Origin of the sequence: Bradyrhizobium septentrionale, from assembly GCF_011516645.4 — a bacterium.
GTDB lineage: Bacteria > Pseudomonadota > Alphaproteobacteria > Rhizobiales > Xanthobacteraceae > Bradyrhizobium > Bradyrhizobium septentrionale.
On sequence record NZ_CP088285.1, the window covers coordinates 6014241 to 6033448 of the forward strand.

The window sequence follows — 19208 nt, forward strand, 5'->3', positions numbered from 1 at the left end:
GCGTGGTGCCATCATTCGTGGCGATGCATCGCGGATTCGTGCTTGGTGTCGCGCATCGTCGAGTAGATCAGGAGCGACAGGAAGATCATGCCGCTGAGATAGTAGTAGAACCAGTCCTCGTGCCCGATGCTCTTGAAATACAGCGCGACCGCGGGCGCTGTGCCGCCGAAGATCGACACCGTGATGGCATAGGGCAGGCCGACGCCAAGTGCGCGGACATTGGTCGGGAACAGCTCGGCCTTCACGATCGCATTGATCGAGGTGTAGCCGGCGACGAAGATCCAGGCGCCGCAGATCAAGAGGAAGGCGATGAACGGCGACTTGGTGTCCTTCAGCGCTGTCAGAATCGGCACCGTCGAGATCGTGCCGACGACACCGAAGAAGATCAAAAGCGGCTTGCGGCCGATGCGGTCGGAGAGGCCGCCATAGATCGGTTGCAGGATGGTCGCGAAGATCAGCGAGCCGAAGATCACGAAGGTGGTCTGGTCCTCGGTCAGCCCAACCGACAGCTTGACGAAGGTCTGCATGTAGGTGGTGAAAGTGTAGAACGCCGCGGTGCCGCCGGCGGTGAGGCCGACCACCAGCAGCAATTCGCGCGGGTAGTTCAACAGGCCGACGATCGAGCCGGTCGGCTTGGAGACCTTCTTGGCCTCCTCGAACGCCTCGGTCTCGTGCAGGCCGCGCCGCATCACCGCCGCGAAGATCGCAAGCCCGGCGCCGATCAAGAACGGGATCCGCCAGCCCCAGGCCTTCAACTCGTCCGAGGTCAGGAATACCTTCTGCAGCAGCAAGAGCACGATGATCGCGGTGAGCTGGCCGCCGATCAGGGTGACGTATTGGAAGCTCGAATAGAAGCCGCGGTGCTTGGGGTCGGCGACCTCGCTGAGATAGGTGGCGCTGGCGCCATATTCGCCGCCGAGGCTCAACCCCTCGATGATGCGGGCCAGCGCCAGGATCGCCGGCGCTGCGATGCCGATGCTGGCATAGGTCGGCGTCACGGCGATGATCAGCGAGCCGAAGCACATGCAGACAACGGACAGTGTCAGCGATAGCCGCCGGCCGTAGCGGTCGGCGATGTAGCCGAACAGCCAGCCGCCGAGCGGGCGCATCAGGAAGGTCGCGGCAAACAGCACGGCGGCATTGAGCTGCTGCACCACCGGATCGCTGTGTGGGAAGAACGCCGGCGCGAAATACAGCGCGAACGCCGTATAGGCGTAGAAATCATACCACTCGACGAGATTGCCGACCGAGCCGATGAAGATCGCCTTCACCCGCCGCTCGACGTCCTTGATGTCGAGATGATCGCTCGCGGATTCAGCGGTTTGATCGGTCATAAGCTAGCCTCCCGGACTCGTCGGTTCGATTCCGGGGCAAGCTACCTCATTGGGTGGTGCGATGTAACTGCTGTGTCCGGCCGCTCAGGCGGTCTTGCCGAACAGAACAGGCAGTTGACGCGGCCCGCGCACCGTGCCTTCGGACCAGGTGACCTTGCCGGCCGGATCGAGCCGGAAATCCGGAATCCGCTTCAGCCATTCCTCGATCGCGACCTGCATCTCCATCCGCGCCAGATTGGAACCGACGCAGCGGTGAATGCCGAGGCCGAAGGCGGCGTGGCGGTTCTCCTTGCGGTCGATCACCACCTTGTCCGCGTTGGGGAACATGGCGGGGTCGCGATTCGCGGCGGGGAACGACAGCAGCACCATGTTGCCTGCCTTCACCGGGCAACCGGAGATCGTGGTCTCCTTCATCACCTCGCGCGCCATCGTCACCGGCGCATAGGCGCGCAGGAATTCCTCGATCGCAGTCGGGATCAGTGCCGGCTCCGCAATCAGCCGCTCGCGATCGGCCGGCGTCTTGGCGAGGTGCCAGAGCGAGGAGCCGATCGCGCTCCAGGTGGTGTCGATGCCGGCGATCAAAAGCAGCCGCAGCGAGCCGAGCACATGCTCGTCGGTCAGCGGCTGGCCGCCGGGGCCCTTGGCCCGCAGCAGCTGCGAGATCAGGTCGTCGCCGGGCGCAAGCTTGCGCTGCTCGAGATGGGCCATGAAGTAGCCGGTCATCTCGCGCACGCCGTTCATCAGCTCGTCTTCGTTCTTGATGCCGAGCTCGAGGATCTGGTGGATCCACTTGATGAAGAGGTCGCCGTCCTTCTCGGGGATGCCGAGCATGTGGGCGATGGCGCGCACCGGGATGTGCTTGGTGTAGCGCGCTGCGGCGTCGCAGCGACCATCGGCGATGAATTCGTCGATCAGCTCGTTGCAGATCGCGCGCACCCGCGGCTCGAGCCGCGCCATCGCGTCCGGCGTGAACGGCGGCAGCAGCACCTGCTTGGCGGGCTTGTGCTCCGGCGGATCGGAGGTGATCGGCGGCGCGCGGGCGGTGATCTCGGGGCGCACGTCGCGCACGATGACGCGGCGCGAGGAGAAATGTTCGGTGTCGTAGGCGATTTCCTTCACCGCCTGATAGGTGGTCGGCATGTAGCAGCCGAGGAAGCGCTCGGTATGCACGACCGGCGAGGCAGAGCGCAGCGTCTCCCAGATCGGGAACGGATCGTCGGTCCAGACCGGGTCGGTGTGGTCGAAATCATGGACCCAGTCGGTGACCGGGGGATGTTCGGGCAGATAGGTTGCGGACGGGGAATCGGACATCAGTTCGTTCCTTCTCGTTCGATCAAACGCTTGGGCTCAACGGGAGGCGCGCGGCCGCCCCTTTTGGCCGTCATTCCTCGGTGACTTCGATCGCGATTTCCGGGCAATTGGTCTGTGCGAGCCAGGCCTTGTCCTCGAGCCCGGCCGGAACGGTCCCGTCGCCGGCCTCATGGGCATTGCCGTATTCGTCGAGCTCGAACAGTTCGGGGGCGAGTGATTTGCAGCGGGCGTGACCCTGGCATTTGTCCTGGTCGACGCGGATTCTGAGCTTGGACATGCAAGCACTCTCCCTCGGCTCTGGCGCACCGCAGGGCGCGCCGGGTTCCTCATGTCTTGATTACGCAAGTTCTAGCTTGCTTGGGCGGCCGGCCTCTTAACCTGACCGCCAAGTTATAGCATATTACATTATCGTCGCGCTTGCGCGTCAAGCAAAAATTCAGCGATCATTGCCGCAATGGGACAAATCGTTCGTAAGCCGTTCAAAACCTACCACCATGGCGACCTCCGCGAAGCCCTGATTCAGGCCGCGTTGCGCGAGGTCGAGCTTGGTGGTCCCGAAGCGATCAGCATCAAGGCGCTGGCCAAGCAGCTCGGCGTCTCGCAGCCGGCGCCGTACCGGCATTTCGCCGACCGCGAGGCGCTGCTCGAGGCGGTGACCGCGGAAGCGTTCCGGCAGTTCAACGTGATCATGCGCGAGGCGATCGAGCAGCCGGGCAAGGGATCGAAACTGTCGCGGTTTGCCCAGGCCGCACTGGCCTTCGGGCTCCAGCGCCACGGCATCTACCGGCTGATGTTCGCATCGCGCACCATGGCCTGCGCGCCTGTTGGCAGCGAGCTGCACACCGCAGCGATGGAAACGCTCGCGCTGCTGATCGAGTCGTTCGAGGCGCCGGCCGTCGGGCTGTTGCGCGAGCGGCAGGCGCTGAAGATCTGGGCCGGGCTGCACGGTATCGTGATGCTGGCCGAGCAGGGCCTGCTTACCGGCGAGTCCGCCCAGATCAGCCGTGAGGAGCTGTTGGACGAGATCGTCGAGCAGACCAAGCTCGCACTCACCGTCGCGCTCAAGGCGACGGAAGACAAGGCATAAAGCATGATCCGGAAAAGTGCGAAGCGGTTTTCCGAGAAGATCATGCTCAAACAAAGACCTAAAGCACGGCGATGATTCAACCCAATCTCATCGCGCTTTAGGCTGCTTTATCTCGGCGGCCGCGGATCGATCGGGGTGGTGCCGCGCACGCCCAAAATATCCTCCAGCACCTTCGCACCGGCCAGAAGCTGCGCCTCGGCACGCGGTTTGGCGACCACCTGCAGGCCGACCGGCAGACCCGACGCGGTGAAGCCGCAGGGCAGCGACAGCGCCGGACAGCAGGCCAGCGTGATCGCATAGACGATGCCGAGCCATTCGACGTAGTTGTCGAACGTCTTGCCGTCGCATTCGGCAACATAGCGGTTCTCGACCGGGAATGGCGGCACGATGGTCGCGGGCGCCAGCAGCAGATCGTAGGTCTCGAAGAATTCGAGCGCACGCGCGGTCATCGCGACGCGCTGCGCTTCAGCGCGCTCGAGCTTCTCGACCGTGAGCTTGAGGCCCTCCTCGATGTTCCAGATCACCTCGGGCTTGAGCAGGTCGCGCTTGGTGCGCAGCAATTCGGCCTTGCTGATCGCAAAATCGAACGCGCGCAGCACGTGGAAGCATTCATGGGCCTCGCGCAAATCGGGATGCGCCTCCTCGACGATCGCGCCGGCTTCGGCAAAGCGCTCCGCCGCCTTGCGGGTCACCGCCTTGACCTCGGGATCAACGGGCGTGATGCCGAGATCGGGCGAATAGGCAATGCGCTTCGGCTTGCTGCCGGAGCGTATCGCCGAGAGGAACGACGTCGGCAGCGCGGGCAGCGACAGCGGATCGGCGGCATGCTCGCCGCTCATTGCGTCCAGCAGCAACGCGAGGTCTTCGACATTGCGCGCCATCGGTCCCTGCACGCCGAGCGTGCGGTCGACGCCGAATTTCGGCGTGTGCGCGACGCGGCCGATTGACGGCCGCAAGCCCACGATGCCGCAGAAGCTTGCGGGGTTGCGCAAGCTGCCGCCCATGTCGGAGCCGTGGGCGAGCCACGCGGTGCCGCTCGCCAGTGCCGCCGCGGCGCCGCCGGAGGAGCCGGCGGCCGAGCGCGACGTGTCCCAGGGATTGCGGGTCGGGCCGAACACCTCGTTGAAGGTGTTGGCGCCGGCGCCGAATTCCGGCGTGTTCGACTTGGCGTAGATCACGCCGCCGTTCTGTTCGAGACGCTCGACCAGAATGTCGGACTTCGCCGGGATGTTGTCCTTGAAGATCGGCGAGCCCAGCGTGGTCAGCACGCCTGACACGGCGGTGAGATCCTTGATCGGAACGGGAAGGCCGGCGAGCAGGCCGCGCTCGCTGACCGGCTTCTGCATCAGGGCCTTGGCGTGGCTGCGGGCGCGATCGAAGCAGAGTGTGGGCAGGGCGTTGACCTTGCCGTCGACCTCGGCGATGCGCTTTTCCAGCACATCGAGCAGATCGAGCGGCGTGACGTCACCGGCCTTCAGTTTCCCGACGACGGCACACGCCGTTTCCTTCACCAAGCCCTGATCAGCCATGCACCGTTGCTCCTATGTGTTCTGTTTGCTTGTGCTGTAGAACATTTCCTGCCGTTGTGGCAATGCGACGAGAACCGAAGGGGCAGAGATGGCAGCGTTGTTTTCCGCGCTGGACTGGCGCGCGATGAGCCAGCAGGAGCGCGACCTCGGCCTGAACAACGGCGTTGCCGTCAAGGGCAGCGCCGAGATCGCCGCCGGCTGGGAGCAGCGCTCGGCGGCACTGCGGCAGCAGCATTCCGACCATCTCGATCTCAGATACGGCCCGCGTGAGCGCAACCGGATCGACTTCCTCAAAGTCCGCGACGGCGCGCCGACGCTGCTGTTCATCCACGGCGGCTACTGGCAGACCCGTGCCAAGGAAGTGTTCACGATCTTTGCGGAGGGGCCGATGGCGCACGGCATCAATGTCGCGCTGATCGGCTACACGCTGGCACCGGATGCGATGGTCGATGAGATCGTCGCCGAGATTCATGCCGGGATCGATTTTCTTGCGCAGCAATTGCCGGGCCTCGGTGCCGCTGCCGATGGTATGGTCGTCTCCGGCTGGTCGGCCGGCGGGCATCTAACCTCGATGGCGCTGTCGAACCCCAATGTCCGGGCCGGCATGGCGATCTCAGGCATCTACGACCTCGAGCCGATCAGGTACTCCTACCTCAACGACAAGCTCCGACTTGATGAGGCGATGTCGCGGCGCAATTCGCCGATGATGCAGCAGGGCGGCACGGCAAAGCCGTTGTCGCTGGTGGTCGGCAGCGCCGAGCTGCCGCTGCTGCGCAAGCAAACCGCCGATTTCGCCGGCCATCGCGCCCACTACGGCTTGCCGCTGACCTATGAAGAGATCCCCGGCGCCGATCATTTCTCGATCATGCACCAGATGCAGGCGCCGCAGGGCCGGATCACGACGCTGATCCGGCAATTGTTCGAGCGGACCGCGTCATCCTGAGGTGCGAGCCTCTTCGGCGAGCCTCGAAGGATGACGCAGCCCGTGGCCCATCCTTCGAGACGCCGCTTCGCGGCTCCTCCAGCGACAATGGCGAAGCCATTGCGCGGGGATGACGGTGGAACAAGTGGCACGATCTCGGACTAGCCCCACCCCGACGTAAGCCCCCCATCGACCGTGTAGATCACGCCCGACGTATACCCGGCGCGGTCGGACGCCAAAAACGCCATCAGATCGCCGATCTCGCGCGCATGCGCGGGACGGCCGAGCGGCATGCCTTTCTGGAATTCCTTGTAGCGGTTCTCGTCGCCGAACTGATGCTTGGCGCGGGTCTTGAGCAGGGTGACGTGGCGGTCGGTGCCGACCGGACCGGGATTGATGCCGACGACGCGGATGTTGTCGGCGAGGCTCTTGCCGCCGAGCGCGCGGGTGAACGCCATCAGTGCCGCATTGCCGGCGCTGCCGCAGATGTAGTTGGCGTCGAACTTCTCGCCGGCCGCGCCGATGTCGTTGACGATCACACCGCCGCCGCGCGCCTTCATCTGGGCATAGATCGCGCGCGTCAAATTGACATAGCCGAACACCTTGAGCTCCCAGGCGTGCCGCCAGGTCGCCTCGTCGATCTTGTCGATCGAGCCGCCCGGGATGTCGCCGGCATTGTTGACCAGGATGTCGATGTCGACGGCCTCTTTTGCCAACCGCGCCAGGTCTTCCGATTTGCGCAGATCGACCACGCTGGTCGCGGCGTCGATCTGGTGCGCGGAGCGCAGCCGCTCCGCCAGCGCCTTGAGCTGGTCGCCGTTGCGGGCGGCGAGCAGCAGGTTGGCGCCTTCCTCGGCAAAGGCTTCGGCGGCGGCCGCGCCAATGCCCTTGGAGGCGCCGGTGATCAGGACACGTTTGCCGCGCAGATGCAGATCCATGGGATGTCTCGCTTGTTATGAGGAACGGATATCGGCGAATTTGGTGGGGCAGGGTCGCGCCGCGGTCAACACTGCACTGCAGCGTTGCGCTGGCGCGAAGTTTGGTCCATTGCAGGGCCATCAGGATAGGCGGCATTGCCGGCCGGGCAAATCACAAGGGTGTTCTCGATGAGCAGCAAGAAGCAGTATCGGATTGCGGTCATTCCCGGCGACGGTATCGGCAAGGAAGTGATGCCGGAGGGCCTGCGCGTCATCGAGGCGGCGGCAAAGAAGCACGGCGTCGACGTGAAGTTCGACCATTTCGACTTCGCCTCCTACGACTATTACGAGAAGCACGGCGAGATGATGCCGGCCGACTGGAAGGAAAAGATCGGCAAGCATGACGCGATCTATTTCGGCGCGGTCGGCTGGCCGGCGAAAATACCTGACCATATTTCGTTGTGGGGTTCGCTGATCAAATTCCGCCGCGAATTCGACCAGTACGTCAATCTGCGCCCGGTGCGGCTGATGCCCGGCGTGCCGTCGCCGCTGGCGAACCGCAAGCCCGGCGACATCGATTTCTGGGTGGTGCGCGAGAACACCGAGGGTGAGTATTCCTCGGTCGGAGGCCGCATGTTCCCGGACACGGACCGCGAATTCGTCACGCAGCAGACGGTGATGACCCGCATCGGCGTCGACCGCATCCTGAAGTTTGCGTTCGATCTGGCGCAGTCGCGGCCGAAGAAGCATCTGACCTCGGCGACCAAGTCGAACGGCATCTCCATCACGATGCCCTATTGGGACGAGCGCGTGGAGGCGATGGCCAAGAAGTATCCGGGTGTGAAGTGGGACAAGTACCACATCGACATCCTCACCGCGAACTTCGTGCTGCATCCGGACTGGTTCGACGTCGTGGTCGGCTCCAATCTGTTCGGGGACATCCTCTCCGACCTCGGCCCGGCCTGCACCGGCACGATCGGCATCGCGCCGTCGGGCAACATCAATCCTGAAGGCGATTTTCCCTCGGTGTTCGAGCCGGTGCACGGCTCGGCGCCTGATATTGCGGGCCAAGGCATCGCCAACCCGATCGGCATGATCTGGTCGGGCGCGATGATGCTGGAGCATCTCGGCGAGAAGCAGGCGGCGGACGCCATCGTCGGCGCGATCGAGCGCACCCTCGGCGAACGCACGCTGCGCACCCGCGACCTCGGCGGCAACGCCGACACCACGGCCTGCGGCAAGGCCGTCGCGGAGATGGTGGATTAAGCTGCGCTGTCAATCACGGGGTCGTCCTGGCGAAAGCCAGGACCCATTACCCCGAGTGCTTGTTGTCTTGATAGGCCTGACCACCGCCCTGCGCGATGACACAGGCCGGTGGTAATGGGTCCTGGATCGCGCTCGCTACGCTCGCTTGTCCAGGACGACGTCGATAATTAAATTACTTCACGATCCTTCGGCAATGCTCCCATGCCGCGTGGATCAAATTCTCGCTCGCTTCGGGCGTGCGGAAGGCGGAATGCGCCGACAGCGTCACGTTCGGGATCTTCGTCAGCGGGTGATCCTTCGGCAACGGCTCGATGTTGTAGACGTCGAGGCCGGCGTGGCGGATGTGGCCCGAGTTGAGCGCATCGATCATCGCCTGCTCGTCGACGATGGCGCCGCGGGCGGTGTTGATCAGCACCACGCCCTTCTTCATCTGCGCGATCCTGTCGCGCGTGATCATCCCGCGGGTCTCGTCGTTCAGCAAGAGATGGATCGAGACCACGTCGCTCTGCGCCAGCACCGTGTCGAGATCGACGAATTCGATGTCCGGATGGCTCTTGGGCGACCGGTTCCAGGCGATCACCTTCATGCCGCTGCCGAGCGCGATGCGCGCGACCTCGGCGGCGATGCCGCCGAAGCCGACCAGGCCGAGCGTCTTGTCGGTCAGCTGCATGCCGTCCTCGCGCAGCCAGTTGCCGGCGCGCATCTCGCGATCCATCTGCGCGATCACGCGCGCCGAGGACCACATCAGCGCGATCGCGGACTCCGCGACCGCGGTGTCGCCATAGCCCTTGATCAGGTGCACGGCGATGCCGAGCTCGGCGAGCTCCTCCGGGTTCATGTAGCTGCGCGCGCCGGTGCCGAGGAACACGACATGCTTCAGGCCGGCACACTTCTTGGCGACGTCAGTCGGTAATGCAGTGTGATCGACGACCGCGATCTCGGCGCCGTCGAGCACCGCCGGATAGTCGTCGGGCTTGATGTCCGGGTTGCGGTTGATCCGCATCTTCGGACCGCCTGGTTTCTCCAGCCGCTCCGTGATCACCGCAAGCGATTCATTGGCGTCGACGAAAACTGCGCGCATGCGCACCTCCAGGTAAAGGGGATCAGAGGATCACGACGCGACGCCGGCGAGCGCCAGCACCGTATGCATCAGGACGTTGGCGCCGGCGGCGCAATCGGTCTGTGTCGCGTCTTCCAGCTCGTTATGGCTGATGCCGTCCTTGCAGGGCACGAACACCATCGCTGCCGGCATCACCGTGTTGAGGTTGCAGGCGTCGTGGCCGGCGCCGGAGGTGATGCGGCGATGCGAATAGCCGAGCTGCTTGGCCGCGTTCTCCACGGCGTCGACCAGCTTCGGATCGAAATGCGTCGGCGCCTTGCGCCAGACCAGATCGAGCTGAACCTCGACCTTGCGCCGCGCGGCGATCTCGGTGACCGCTGCCCGCAGGTCGCGATCCAGCGCATCCATGATCGCGGCATCGGCGCTGCGGCAATCCACCGTGAAGGCGATCTCGCCGGGGATGACGTTGCGCGAGGGCGCAGCGATCACCGCCTCGCCGATGGTGCCAACCGCCTTCGGGCCATGCTTTTTGGCGATGCTTTCCATCGCCAGCACGATCTCCGACAGCGTCGCCAGCGCATCGCGGCGCAGCGGCATCGGGGTCGAGCCGGCATGGCTCTCGAAGCCGGTGATCTTGCCGTCGTACCACAACACGCCCTGGCCGGAATCGACCACGCCGATGGTCTTGCCCTCGGCCTCCAGGATCGGGCCCTGCTCGATATGCAGCTCGACAAAGCTGGTGAATTTCTGGCGGCCGACCGGGGCATCGCCGCGATAACCAATCGAGTCGAGTGCCTGCGCCACCGTGACGCCTTCGGCGTCCTTGCGCGACAGGATGTCGTCGGTGGTGAAATCGCCGACATAGGCGGCCGAGGCCATCATCGCCGGCGCAAAGCGCGAGCCTTCCTCATTGGTCCAGTTGCAGATGCAGATCGGCAGCTCAGTCTCGATGCCGGCATCGTTGAGCGTGCGCACCAGTTCGAGCCCGGCCAGCGTGCCGAGGATGCCGTCATATTTGCCGCCGGTCGGCTGGGTGTCGAGATGCGAGCCGACGCCGATCGGTGGCTTCGACATATCCCGTCCTTTCCGCAACCCGAACATCGAGCCGAGCGCATCGACCTGCACTTCGAGGCCGGCGTTCTCGCACGCCTTGCGGAACCAGTCGCGCACCTGCTTGTCCTCGGCGCTCAGGGTCAGGCGCCGCACGCCGCCCTTCTGTGTTGCGCCGAACTGCGCGGTTTCGTGGATGCTGCCCCAGAGGCGGGCGGAATCGATCTGCAGGTTGGTCGCGGCTCGGCTCATGTCGTCAGTCCATTTCAGCTGTCATTCCGGGGTGGCTCGAAGAGCCGAACCCGGAATCTCGAGATTCCGGGTTCGATGCTGACGCATCGCCCCGGAATGACGTTTGATTATCCGGCACTTGTTCAATGACGCGCCGCTTCCACCGCGTCAACCGCCACGCTCGCCTGCGCGATCTGCCTGGCGAGATGAGCGACGCGCTCGATGGCGACCGCATCGGGGGAGGCGAGCCAGCTTGCGGTGAAGGTGAGGGGCGGCAGCTTGAGGTCGGTATCGAGCAGTTGCAACCGCCCGTCGGCAAGCTCGTTCTCGACGATCGCCGATGGAATCACCGCAATGCCAAGGCCTTCATTGGCCATATGGATCACGGTTGCGAGCGAGGTCGAGGCATGCAGCCGGATCGGCGGCAGATCGGGGGCGTTGAACAATGCGCGCACGGTCTCATAGGGCTGGGTCTTGCGCGGAAAGGTGATGATCGGAAACTGCGCCAGATCCTGCCGCGCCACCGGGCCGTCGCCGAGGCCGAGCGCCGGGCTGGCCAGGAAGCCGATCGGATAATCGCACAGCACATGGTTATGCACGCCGGAGGCCGAGACCGGTCCGAGCACGAAGGCGAGTTCGATCTCCTGCGCCAGCAGCCGCGGGGTCAGGTTCGGCGTGATGTCGACCTCGATCTCCAGCGACAGGTTCGGATAGATTTCGTTGACGCTCTTGACCAGCCGCGGCAGCCAGGTGTGCACGATGGTCTCCGCGACACCGAGCCGCAGCGCGCCGCGCATTGCCGAACGGTCGCCGACCTCCGCCATCATCTCCGAGCGCAGGCCGATCAGCTTCTCGGCATAGGTCATCATCAGCCGGCCGCTCGGCGTCGGCGAGGCCACGCGATGGTCGCGGTTCAACAGCTTGACGCCCATCTCGCGCTCGAGCTGGGCAATGCGCTGGGAGATCGCCGGCTGGGTGGTGTTGAGCCGCTGGGCGGCGCCGCGGAAGCTGCCGAGCTTGACGACCCAGAGGAAGGTTTCGATCGAGCGGAAGTCCGTCATTAGAAGCATATCCCCGATCGATAAATTCGACTTATCGATTTTGATTAGAAAGGACGATTAGACATTATATCACGCTTGGTGTTGGTTTGTCCTTGTCGAGATTATGGGCAGGAGGCTCCCATGACTGTTTTTGCGGCAGTGCAGCGATCTCAGGGTGAACCGGTGCCGGCAAGCGTCGAGGCGCGGCGCGCCTGCCGTGACGGTGTGGCCTCGGCCACGACAGCCGGTCTCGCCAACGGGTTCGTCCAGGGCAATCTCGCGATCCTGCCGGAAAAGCTCGCCGGCGCCTTCCACCGGTTCTGCCAGCTCAATCCGAAACCGTGCCCGATCATCGGCATGTCCGATGTCGGCGATCCCCGTATCCCCGCGCTCGGCCTCGACCTCGACATCCGCACCGACGTGCCGCGCTACCGGGTCTGGCGCGACGGCGAGGTGGCCGACGAGCCCACCGACATCACGAAATACTGGCGCGACGATCTCGTCACCTTCGTGCTCGGCTGTTCGTACTCGTTCGAAGAGGCGCTGCTCGATGAGGGACTGCCGATCCGTCATATCGAACGCAATCTGCGTGTGCCAATGTACCGGACCAACATCGCCTGCAGCCCGTCGGGGCCGTTCGCGGGACCCATGGTGGTGTCGATGCGCCCGTTCAAGCCGGCAGATGCGATCCGCGCGGTGCAGATCACCTCGCGCTTCCCGTCGGTGCATGGCGCGCCGGTCCATCTCGGTCATCCGCATGCGATCGGCATCAAGGATATCGCCAAGCCCGACTATGGCGATGCGGTGCCGGTGGCCGACGACGAGATCCCGGTGTTCTGGGCCTGCGGCGTGACCCCGCAATCGGTGATCGCAAGTGCGAAGCTGCCGTTCGCGATCACGCATTCGCCGGGCCTGATGCTGGTGACCGATCTCAGGAACAAGCAGCTCGCTGTGCTCTGAATAGGCAATTCGTGCAATTCATTGAGGCTTTACTGCGCGCTACAAGCATCACATCGATAAGAACAAACTGACCAGGGGAATTTCGAATGACGATCTCTCGCCGTAACGTATTGCTTGGCGCCTCCGCCGTCGCGCTGGCACCGATCGTGGCCCGCGCGCAAACCTCCGAAGTCGTCATTGGCATCATCTATCCGTTCTCCGGCGGCAGCGCGCAGCAGGGCGTCGATGCGCAGAAGGCCTATGAGACCGCGCTCGACGTCATCAACAAGGACCATGATTTCGATCTGCCGCTCGCGAAGGGCGAGGGCCTGCCGGGCCTCGGCGGCGCCAAGATCCGTCTCGTGTTTGCCGACCACCAGGCCGATCCGCAGAAGGGCCGTGCCGAAGCCGAGCGCCTGATCACGCAGGAGAAGGTCTGCGCCGTGATCGGCACCTATCAGAGCGCGGTTGCGGTCACCGTCAGCCAGATCTGCGAACGCTACGGCGTCCCGTTCCTCTCGGCCGACAATTCCTCGCCGAGCCTGCATCGCCGCGGCTTGAAGTTCTATTTCCGTGCGGCGCCGCATGACGAGATGTACTCGGCCGCGATGTTCGATTTCTACGATGCGATGAAGAAGAAGGGCACCAAGATCGAGACGCTGTCGCTGTTCCACGAGGATACCATCTTCGGCACCGACTCCGGCAACGCCCAGACCAAGATCGCCGGCGAACGCGGCTACAAGATCGTCGCCGATATCAAGTACCGCGCCAACTCGCCGTCGCTGTCGGCCGAGGTGCAGCAGCTGAAAACCGCGAATGCCGACGTGCTGATGCCGTCGAGCTATACGACGGACGGCATCCTGCTGGTCAAGACCATGGCCGAACTCGGCTACAAGCCGAAATCGATCGTCGCACAGGATGCGGGTTTTTCCGAGAAGGCGCTGTATGACGCGGTCGGCGACAAGCTGGAAGGCGTGATCTCGCGCGGCACCTTCTCGCTCGACCTCGCCACCAAGCGTCCGATGGTCGGCAAGCTCAACGCCATGTTCAAGGAACGTTCGGGCAAGGACTTCAACGATCTCACCTCGCGCCAGTTCATGGGCCTGATCGTGATGGCCGACGCCATCAACCGCGCCAAGTCGAACGATGGCGAGAAGATCCGCGAGGCGCTGGTCGCGACCGACATTCCGGGCGAGCAGACCATCATGCCCTGGAAGCGGGTCAAGTTCGACGACATGGGCCAGAACAACGACGCCGATCCGGTGCTGCTGCAATATGTCGGCGGCAAGTTCGTCACCATCTTCCCGCCGCAGGCCGCGATCGCCGACGCGGTCTGGCCGATGAAATAGGTCGGGATGGCGCAAGGGGCGGGGGAGAAAGCATTGTGACAGCGAACGAGATCATTCAGCGCACTGCGCATTTCGTCATTGCGAGGAGCGAAGCGGCGGCGCAACGCAGTCTTGCTCGCGGGGCGATGGCTTGCTCCGCTTCGCCGGCAACGACACGTGATGGCATGGCAGGCGTCGCGGGGCGCCGGCCGTGACCGCCCAAGCCATTATCCAGAGTCTGGCGAGCGGCCTTCTGATGGGGCTGCTCTACGGACTGATCGCCGCCGGTCTCGCATTGATCTTCGGGTTGATGGACGTCGTGAATTTCGCGCACGGCGAATTCCTGATGATCGCGATGTACGCGACCTTCTTCCTGTTCGCGTTCTTTGCGATCGACCCGTTGCTGTCGGCGCCGCTGGTCGCCGCCGCCTTGTTCGTGTTCGGTGCAGTGGTCTATCTCCTGATCGTCCGCTTCGCAGTGCGGGCCAAGGCCAATGCCGGCATGGTGCAGATCTTCTCGACCTTCGGCCTTGCCATCGTGATGCGGGGTCTGGCGCAGTTCTTCTTCACGCCCGATTATCGCAGCGTCACCCACTCCTGGCTCGGCGGCAAGACGATCTCGGTTGCCGGCATTTATCTGCCGGTGCCGCAATTGGTCGGCGCGCTGGTCTCGATTGCGGCCTTCGTTGCGCTCTACTTCTTCATCAACCGCACCGATTTCGGCCGTGCGCTGGAAGCGACGCGCGAGGATGCCGGCGCGGTGGCCCTGGTCGGCATCGACAAGAACCGCGTGTTCGCGCTGGGCTGGGGCCTTGGTGCGGCGCTGGTCGGGCTTGCCGGCGCGATCATGGCGACCTTCTTCTACATCTATCCCGACGTCGGCGCTTCCTTTGCCCTGATCGCCTATGTCACGGTGGCGCTCGGCGGCTTCGGCAGCGTGTTCGGCGCCTTTGCCGGCGGCATCATCGTCGGACTGGTGGAGGCGAGCACCGCGCTGATCCTGCCGCCGTCGCTGAAATCTGTCGGCATCTACGCCGTCTATCTCCTGGTCGTCTTCATCCGCCCGCGTGGCCTGTTCGGATCGATGTGATGGACACCCACTTCGCCCAACGCCGCAGGCGTGACCTGATCGTGGCGCTTTGCCTGGCGGTGGTCGCCGCGCTGGTGCCGCTGTTCGTCAAGGACGTCTACGTCCAGAACATCATGGTGCTGACCCTGATGTATGCCGCGCTGTCGCAGAGCTGGAACATCCTGTCCGGCTATTGCGGACAGATCTCGCTCGGCCATGCGCTGTATTTCGGGCTCGGCGCCTACACCACCGCGCTGCTGTTCACCAAGTTCGGCGTGCTGCCGTGGTTCGGCATGCTGGCGGGCGGCGTGATCTCCGCCTTGATCGCGATGGCGCTCGGCTATCCCTGCTTCCGGCTGCGCGGGCATTATTTCGTGATCGCGACCATCGTGATCGCCGAGATCGCGCTGCTGTTGATCCAGAACTGGGATTGGGCAGGTGCCGCGCTCGGCATCACGATTCCGATGCGCGGCGACAGCTGGCTGAAATTCCAGTTCGCCCGATCCAAGCTGCCATATTTCTACTTCGCCTTGGCGCTCGCCTGCGTCGCCTGGTTCGTCACCTGGTGGCTGGAGGACTCCAAATGGGGCTATTGGTGGCGCGCGGTAAAGGACAATCCCGATGCCGCTGAAAGCCTCGGCGTGGTCGTGTTCAATTCCAAGATGGGCGCCGCGGCGGTCTCGGCATTCCTGGTCGCGGTCGGCGGCGGCTTCTACGCCCAGTTCGTCTCCTATATCGATCCTGAAAGCGTGATGGGCTTCCAGTTCTCGCTGCTGATGGCACTGCCCGCGGTGCTCGGCGGCATCGGCACGCTGTGGGGGCCGGTGCTCGGCGCCGTCATCCTGATCCCGCTCACCGAGCTGACGCGCTCGTTCGTCGGCGGTTCGGGGCGAGGCGTCGACCTGATCGTCTACGGCACGCTGATCGTCTTGATCTCGCTGGCGCTGCCGCGCGGTCTGGTCAGCGTGTTCGGCAAGGTCCCTTGGCGCAAGGAGGCCGCGCGATGACGGCACTGTTGGAAACCCGCGGCGTCTGGCAGCGCTTCGGTGGCCTCGTCGCCAACAGCGATGTCTCGATCTCGGTCGGGCGCGGCGAGATCGTCGGCCTGATCGGCCCGAACGGCGCCGGCAAGTCGACGCTGTTCAATCTGATCGCGGGCGTGCTGCCGCCGACCCAAGGTTCGATCATCTTCGACGGCGAGGACGTCACCCGGCTGCCGGCGGCGGAACGCTGCCAGCGCGGCGTTGGGCGTACCTTCCAGGTGGTCAAGAGCTTCGAGACCATGACCGTGATCGACAATGTCATCGTCGGCGCGCTGATCCGCAACACGAAGATGCGTGTTGCGCGGCAGAAAGCCTACGAGGTGCTGGAATTCTGCGGCCTTGCGGCGCGCGCCGAAAAGCTTGCCGCCGACCTCGTCCCGTCGGAGAAGCGCCGGCTCGAGGTCGCCCGCGCGCTCGCCACCGAGCCGAAACTGCTGCTGCTCGACGAAGTCCTGACCGGACTGACGCCGGTCGAGGCGCAGACCGGCGTCGAGCTGGTGCGCAAGGTCCGCGCCACCGGCGTCACCGTGCTGATGGTCGAGCATGTGATGGAAATCGTGATGCCGCTGGTCGACCGCGCCATCGTGCTCAATCTCGGCAAGGTGCTCGTCGAGGGCAAGCCCGCCGAGGTCGTCCGCAATCCAGAGGTCATTTCTGCCTATCTCGGGGATCGTCATGCTGTCGGTGCGTGAAGTCACCACCGCCTATCAGGGCCTGGTCGCGATCTCCTCGGTGTCGATCGACGTCACCAAGGGCGAGATCGTCTGCGTCGCCGGCGCCAACGGTGCGGGCAAGTCGACGCTGTTGAAATCGATCGCCGGTGCCGAGCGGCCGCGCGCAGGGACCGTCACCTTCGACGGCAAGCGCATCGACGGCCAGCCGCAGCACGTCATCACGTCAAGCGGCATCGCCTTCGTGCCGGAAAACCGCCGGCTATTTCCGCGGCTCTCGGTGCACGACAATCTGCGGCTCGGCAGTTACCTCTATCGCGGCGATGCCAACCGCGACGCGCCGCTCGATCTGGTGTTCCAGCTGTTCCCGCGGCTCGCCGAGCGGCTCGACCAGCGCGCCGAGACTTTGTCCGGCGGCGAGCAGCAGATGCTTGCGATCGGCCGGGCGCTGATGACGCGGCCGCGGCTTCTGATGCTCGACGAGCCGTCGCAGGGCATCATGCCGAAGCTGGTCGACGAGATCTTCCAGGCCGTGAAGCGCATCCGCGACGCCGGCATGACGGTTCTGATCGTCGAGCAGCGCATGGCCGAGTGTCTGGAGATCGCCGACCGCGCCTACATCCTGCAGACCGGCCGCGTGCTGATGCAGGGCACCGCCGCCGAGATCAGCGGCAATCCCGACGTGCGCAAGGCGTATCTGGGATTGTAGCGGCAGTGTGCGCGGCGAGAAGCCGCCCCGGATGAGCGACTTGTCCGCCGTAGCTCGAAGAGCAAAGGCGGATGCGACATCCGGGAAATGTCCCGCATATTGCGGAGCCTGTCATCGGGCGCGCGTTCGCGCGACCCGTTGGCTCATGCGGGCTACGATCGAGCTAGCCCGTGCAGGCCGACAACCTACTTGAGGACCTCGACCTTGGCTGCGAGGTCCGGCACACGGGTGACGCGGTAGGTCGCGTTGCTGCAGGTCAGGGTCCAGGCCTCGTTGTCGGGCTTGGACAGCTTGTCGTCCCGTTCGGCCTTGAGCGGCTTGTCGCAGGCATAGCCCTGCGAGCGCAGCTGGACCGCCAGCAGGTCCTGCAAGGTCTCCTCGGCCTGCGCAGTGGATCCCGCCAGGCCGCCGACGAACAGAGCCGCGAATGCCAAGCCTGTGAACTTCGTCATGACTGTCCTCCGCATGTCTCACCTCTGCTATGTCTAGTCCGTAGATCCTACAGCTGTTGCAGTGACGCGCCTCTTTCCATGAGGGTGAGGGGCGTTCCATTGTATTCGATCCGTTGAAAGGTTTTCCAGCCCAGCCGCGCATACATTGCTTCGCTATGCGGGGTGAACAAGTACAGCCGGTCGAATCCCAGTTTGGCGCATTCATCGATCGCGCGCAGACTCAATGCGGACGCGATTCCCTGTCCGCGATGTTCGCCGGGGACGTATACCGAGGACAGCCACGGCGTCAGATGCTTGTGGGTGATGCTCGCCGCAAGGATGCCGGCCGATCCCAACGGCGTTCCGTCCTCGCTCAATGCAACAATCGCCATCGGCAGCGCGTCTTTCTGGAGCGATCGACGGAGCCTCTCGGTTCGATCTTCGAGCGTGGCCGCCGGCGTGAGGTAGCCGAATTGCGCGTGCTGCCATGCCGCGATCGTTGGCACGAGTGCGGGATGGTCAGCCAGATACTCGACCGTTGCTTTCGGTTGTCCGATCAATTGTTCAATCATGCCCATGTTCCGGCAGCGTCAGCCCGAACACTTTGGTCAAATCCTTGACCTGTTCCGGCGACAGATACCGCGGGTTCAGCCCACGCAGCAGCAGATAGAGCCTTGCGGTTTCTTCCAGCTCCTCGGTTGCGAACACCGCGGCTTCCAGCGTGTCGCCCGACACGACCGGGCCGTGATTGGCGAGCAGCACCGATGAATATTTCCCGGCCAGCCCCCTGATCGCGTCGGCAACGGCGGGATCGCCGGGGCGATAATAGGGCACCAGCGCGGTCTGGCCGCATTTCATCACGTAATAGGCCGTCATCGCCGGCAGCGCGGCGCGCGGGTCGATCTCGGGGAGCATCGAGAGCGCGACCGAATGGGTCGAGTGCAGGTGCACCACGGCGCCGGCGGCCGCGCGGGTCTGGTAGAGCGCGGTGTGCAGCGGCACTTCCTTGGTCGGGGCATCGCCGGAGACCAGCCGGCCATCGCCGTCGAGCCGCGACATTTTCGCCGGATCGAGGAAGCCGAGCGAGGCGTTGGTCGGTGTCACCAGCCAGCCGCCGTCGTCGAGCCGGACGCTGATATTGCCCGAGGAGCCCGGCGTCAGCCCGCGCTCGAACAGCGAGCGGCCGAAGCGGCAAATGTCCTCACGAAGCTTTGTCTCGCTCATCCGGTTTCGCCCGTTCCGGCTCGCTCATGGCGCCATCCGTTTTCCGC

At 64.4% G+C, this 19208-nt stretch carries 20 protein-coding genes; 9 read left to right on the forward strand and 11 right to left on the reverse strand.

The genetic code is table 11. From position 1 onward, the window contains the following. Positions 1–11 precede the first annotated feature (11 nt). The 3 genes from HAP48_RS30450 to HAP48_RS30460 all read right to left on the reverse strand — a co-directional run bounded on the left by HAP48_RS30450 (position 12) and on the right by HAP48_RS30460 (position 2922). Positions 12–1334, reverse strand: a complete 1323-nt coding sequence (locus tag HAP48_RS30450) for an MFS transporter (RefSeq protein ID WP_166203590.1) — start codon at positions 1332–1334, stop codon at positions 12–14. Between the two features lie 84 nt (positions 1335–1418). Continuing rightward, positions 1419–2645 (reverse strand): cytochrome P450, encoded by a 1227-nt coding sequence (locus tag HAP48_RS30455; protein WP_166203592.1) that lies wholly within the window; start codon positions 2643–2645, stop codon positions 1419–1421. Between the two features lie 70 nt (positions 2646–2715). After that, positions 2716–2922, reverse strand: coding sequence for a ferredoxin (locus tag HAP48_RS30460; RefSeq protein WP_029078045.1), 207 nt, complete (start codon positions 2920–2922; stop codon positions 2716–2718). 177 nt (positions 2923–3099) lie between these two features. Between HAP48_RS30460 and HAP48_RS30465 the strand changes: the two genes are divergently transcribed. Beyond that, entirely contained in the window at positions 3100–3732 is a 633-nt protein-coding gene (locus HAP48_RS30465) for a TetR/AcrR family transcriptional regulator (protein ID WP_166203594.1), read from the forward strand. Positions 3733–3839: 107 nt separating this feature from the next. On the opposite strand, the gene HAP48_RS30470 is transcribed toward HAP48_RS30465, so the two are convergent. Continuing rightward, on the reverse strand, positions 3840–5261 hold the full coding sequence (locus HAP48_RS30470) for an amidase (protein WP_166203596.1): 1422 nt from the start codon (positions 5259–5261) through the stop codon (positions 3840–3842). A gap of 88 nt (positions 5262–5349) precedes the next feature. Between HAP48_RS30470 and HAP48_RS30475 the strand changes: the two genes are divergently transcribed. Then, a complete protein-coding gene (locus tag HAP48_RS30475) occupies positions 5350–6204 on the forward strand; it encodes an alpha/beta hydrolase (protein WP_166203598.1) in 855 nt (284 codons plus the stop codon). Positions 6205–6344: 140 nt separating this feature from the next. Here HAP48_RS30475 and HAP48_RS30480 read toward each other — a convergent pair whose 3' ends face one another. Further along, entirely contained in the window at positions 6345–7121 is a 777-nt protein-coding gene (locus HAP48_RS30480; protein ID WP_166203600.1) for an SDR family oxidoreductase, read from the reverse strand. 168 nt (positions 7122–7289) lie between these two features. Between HAP48_RS30480 and HAP48_RS30485 the strand changes: the two genes are divergently transcribed. Next, positions 7290–8366: a tartrate dehydrogenase gene (locus HAP48_RS30485; protein ID WP_166203602.1), complete on the forward strand. Its 1077-nt coding sequence runs from the start codon at positions 7290–7292 to the stop codon at positions 8364–8366. A 172-nt stretch (positions 8367–8538) separates the two neighbouring features. On the opposite strand, the gene HAP48_RS30490 is transcribed toward HAP48_RS30485, so the two are convergent. The 3 genes from HAP48_RS30490 to HAP48_RS30500 form a co-directional block, all read right to left on the reverse strand. Beyond that, positions 8539–9447: an NAD(P)-dependent oxidoreductase gene (locus HAP48_RS30490; protein WP_166203604.1), complete on the reverse strand. Its 909-nt coding sequence runs from the start codon at positions 9445–9447 to the stop codon at positions 8539–8541. 30 nt (positions 9448–9477) lie between these two features. After that, on the reverse strand, positions 9478–10728 hold the full coding sequence (locus HAP48_RS30495; protein ID WP_166203606.1) for a Zn-dependent hydrolase: 1251 nt from the start codon (positions 10726–10728) through the stop codon (positions 9478–9480). A 122-nt stretch (positions 10729–10850) separates the two neighbouring features. Next, positions 10851–11768 (reverse strand): LysR family transcriptional regulator, encoded by a 918-nt coding sequence (locus HAP48_RS30500; RefSeq protein WP_166203609.1) that lies wholly within the window; start codon positions 11766–11768, stop codon positions 10851–10853. Positions 11769–11888: 120 nt separating this feature from the next. Here HAP48_RS30500 and HAP48_RS30505 point away from each other — a divergent pair, with 120 nt between their 5' ends. The 6 genes from HAP48_RS30505 (at position 11889) to HAP48_RS30530 (ending at position 17506) form a co-directional block, all read left to right on the forward strand. Then, the gene (locus tag HAP48_RS30505; RefSeq protein WP_057017644.1) at positions 11889–12707 is read left to right on the forward strand and encodes a putative hydro-lyase; all 819 of its coding nucleotides are present in this window, start codon (positions 11889–11891) and stop codon (positions 12705–12707) included. Positions 12708–12793: 86 nt separating this feature from the next. Then, the gene (locus HAP48_RS30510; protein ID WP_166203611.1) at positions 12794–14035 is read left to right on the forward strand and encodes an ABC transporter substrate-binding protein; all 1242 of its coding nucleotides are present in this window, start codon (positions 12794–12796) and stop codon (positions 14033–14035) included. Between the two features lie 190 nt (positions 14036–14225). Then, positions 14226–15104 carry a branched-chain amino acid ABC transporter permease gene (locus HAP48_RS30515; RefSeq protein WP_029078033.1) on the forward strand — a complete coding sequence of 293 codons (879 nt, stop codon included), beginning with the start codon at positions 14226–14228 and terminating at the stop codon, positions 15102–15104. Beyond that, on the forward strand, positions 15104–16090 hold the full coding sequence (locus HAP48_RS30520) for a branched-chain amino acid ABC transporter permease (RefSeq protein WP_166203613.1): 987 nt from the start codon (positions 15104–15106) through the stop codon (positions 16088–16090). The genes HAP48_RS30515 and HAP48_RS30520 overlap by 1 nt, the downstream gene beginning before the upstream one ends. Further along, complete coding sequence (locus HAP48_RS30525) at positions 16087–16818, forward strand: ABC transporter ATP-binding protein (protein WP_166203615.1); 732 nt, start codon at positions 16087–16089, stop codon at positions 16816–16818. The genes HAP48_RS30520 and HAP48_RS30525 overlap by 4 nt, the downstream gene beginning before the upstream one ends. Beyond that, entirely contained in the window at positions 16802–17506 is a 705-nt protein-coding gene (locus HAP48_RS30530) for an ABC transporter ATP-binding protein (RefSeq protein ID WP_166203617.1), read from the forward strand. Before HAP48_RS30525 ends, HAP48_RS30530 begins: the two co-directional genes overlap by 17 nt. 185 nt (positions 17507–17691) lie before the next feature. On the opposite strand, the gene HAP48_RS30535 is transcribed toward HAP48_RS30530, so the two are convergent. From HAP48_RS30535 to otnC, 3 genes are read right to left on the reverse strand one after another with little or no spacing between them, the layout of a single operon-like run. Further along, positions 17692–17958, reverse strand: a complete 267-nt coding sequence (locus HAP48_RS30535; protein WP_166203619.1) for a hypothetical protein — start codon at positions 17956–17958, stop codon at positions 17692–17694. A gap of 47 nt (positions 17959–18005) precedes the next feature. Continuing rightward, on the reverse strand, positions 18006–18509 hold the full coding sequence (locus HAP48_RS30540; protein WP_166203621.1) for a GNAT family N-acetyltransferase: 504 nt from the start codon (positions 18507–18509) through the stop codon (positions 18006–18008). Further along, entirely contained in the window at positions 18502–19161 is a 660-nt protein-coding gene (gene otnC / locus HAP48_RS30545; protein WP_166203622.1) for a 3-oxo-tetronate 4-phosphate decarboxylase, read from the reverse strand. The genes HAP48_RS30540 and otnC overlap by 8 nt, the downstream gene beginning before the upstream one ends. Between the last annotated feature and the right edge of the window lie 47 nt (positions 19162–19208).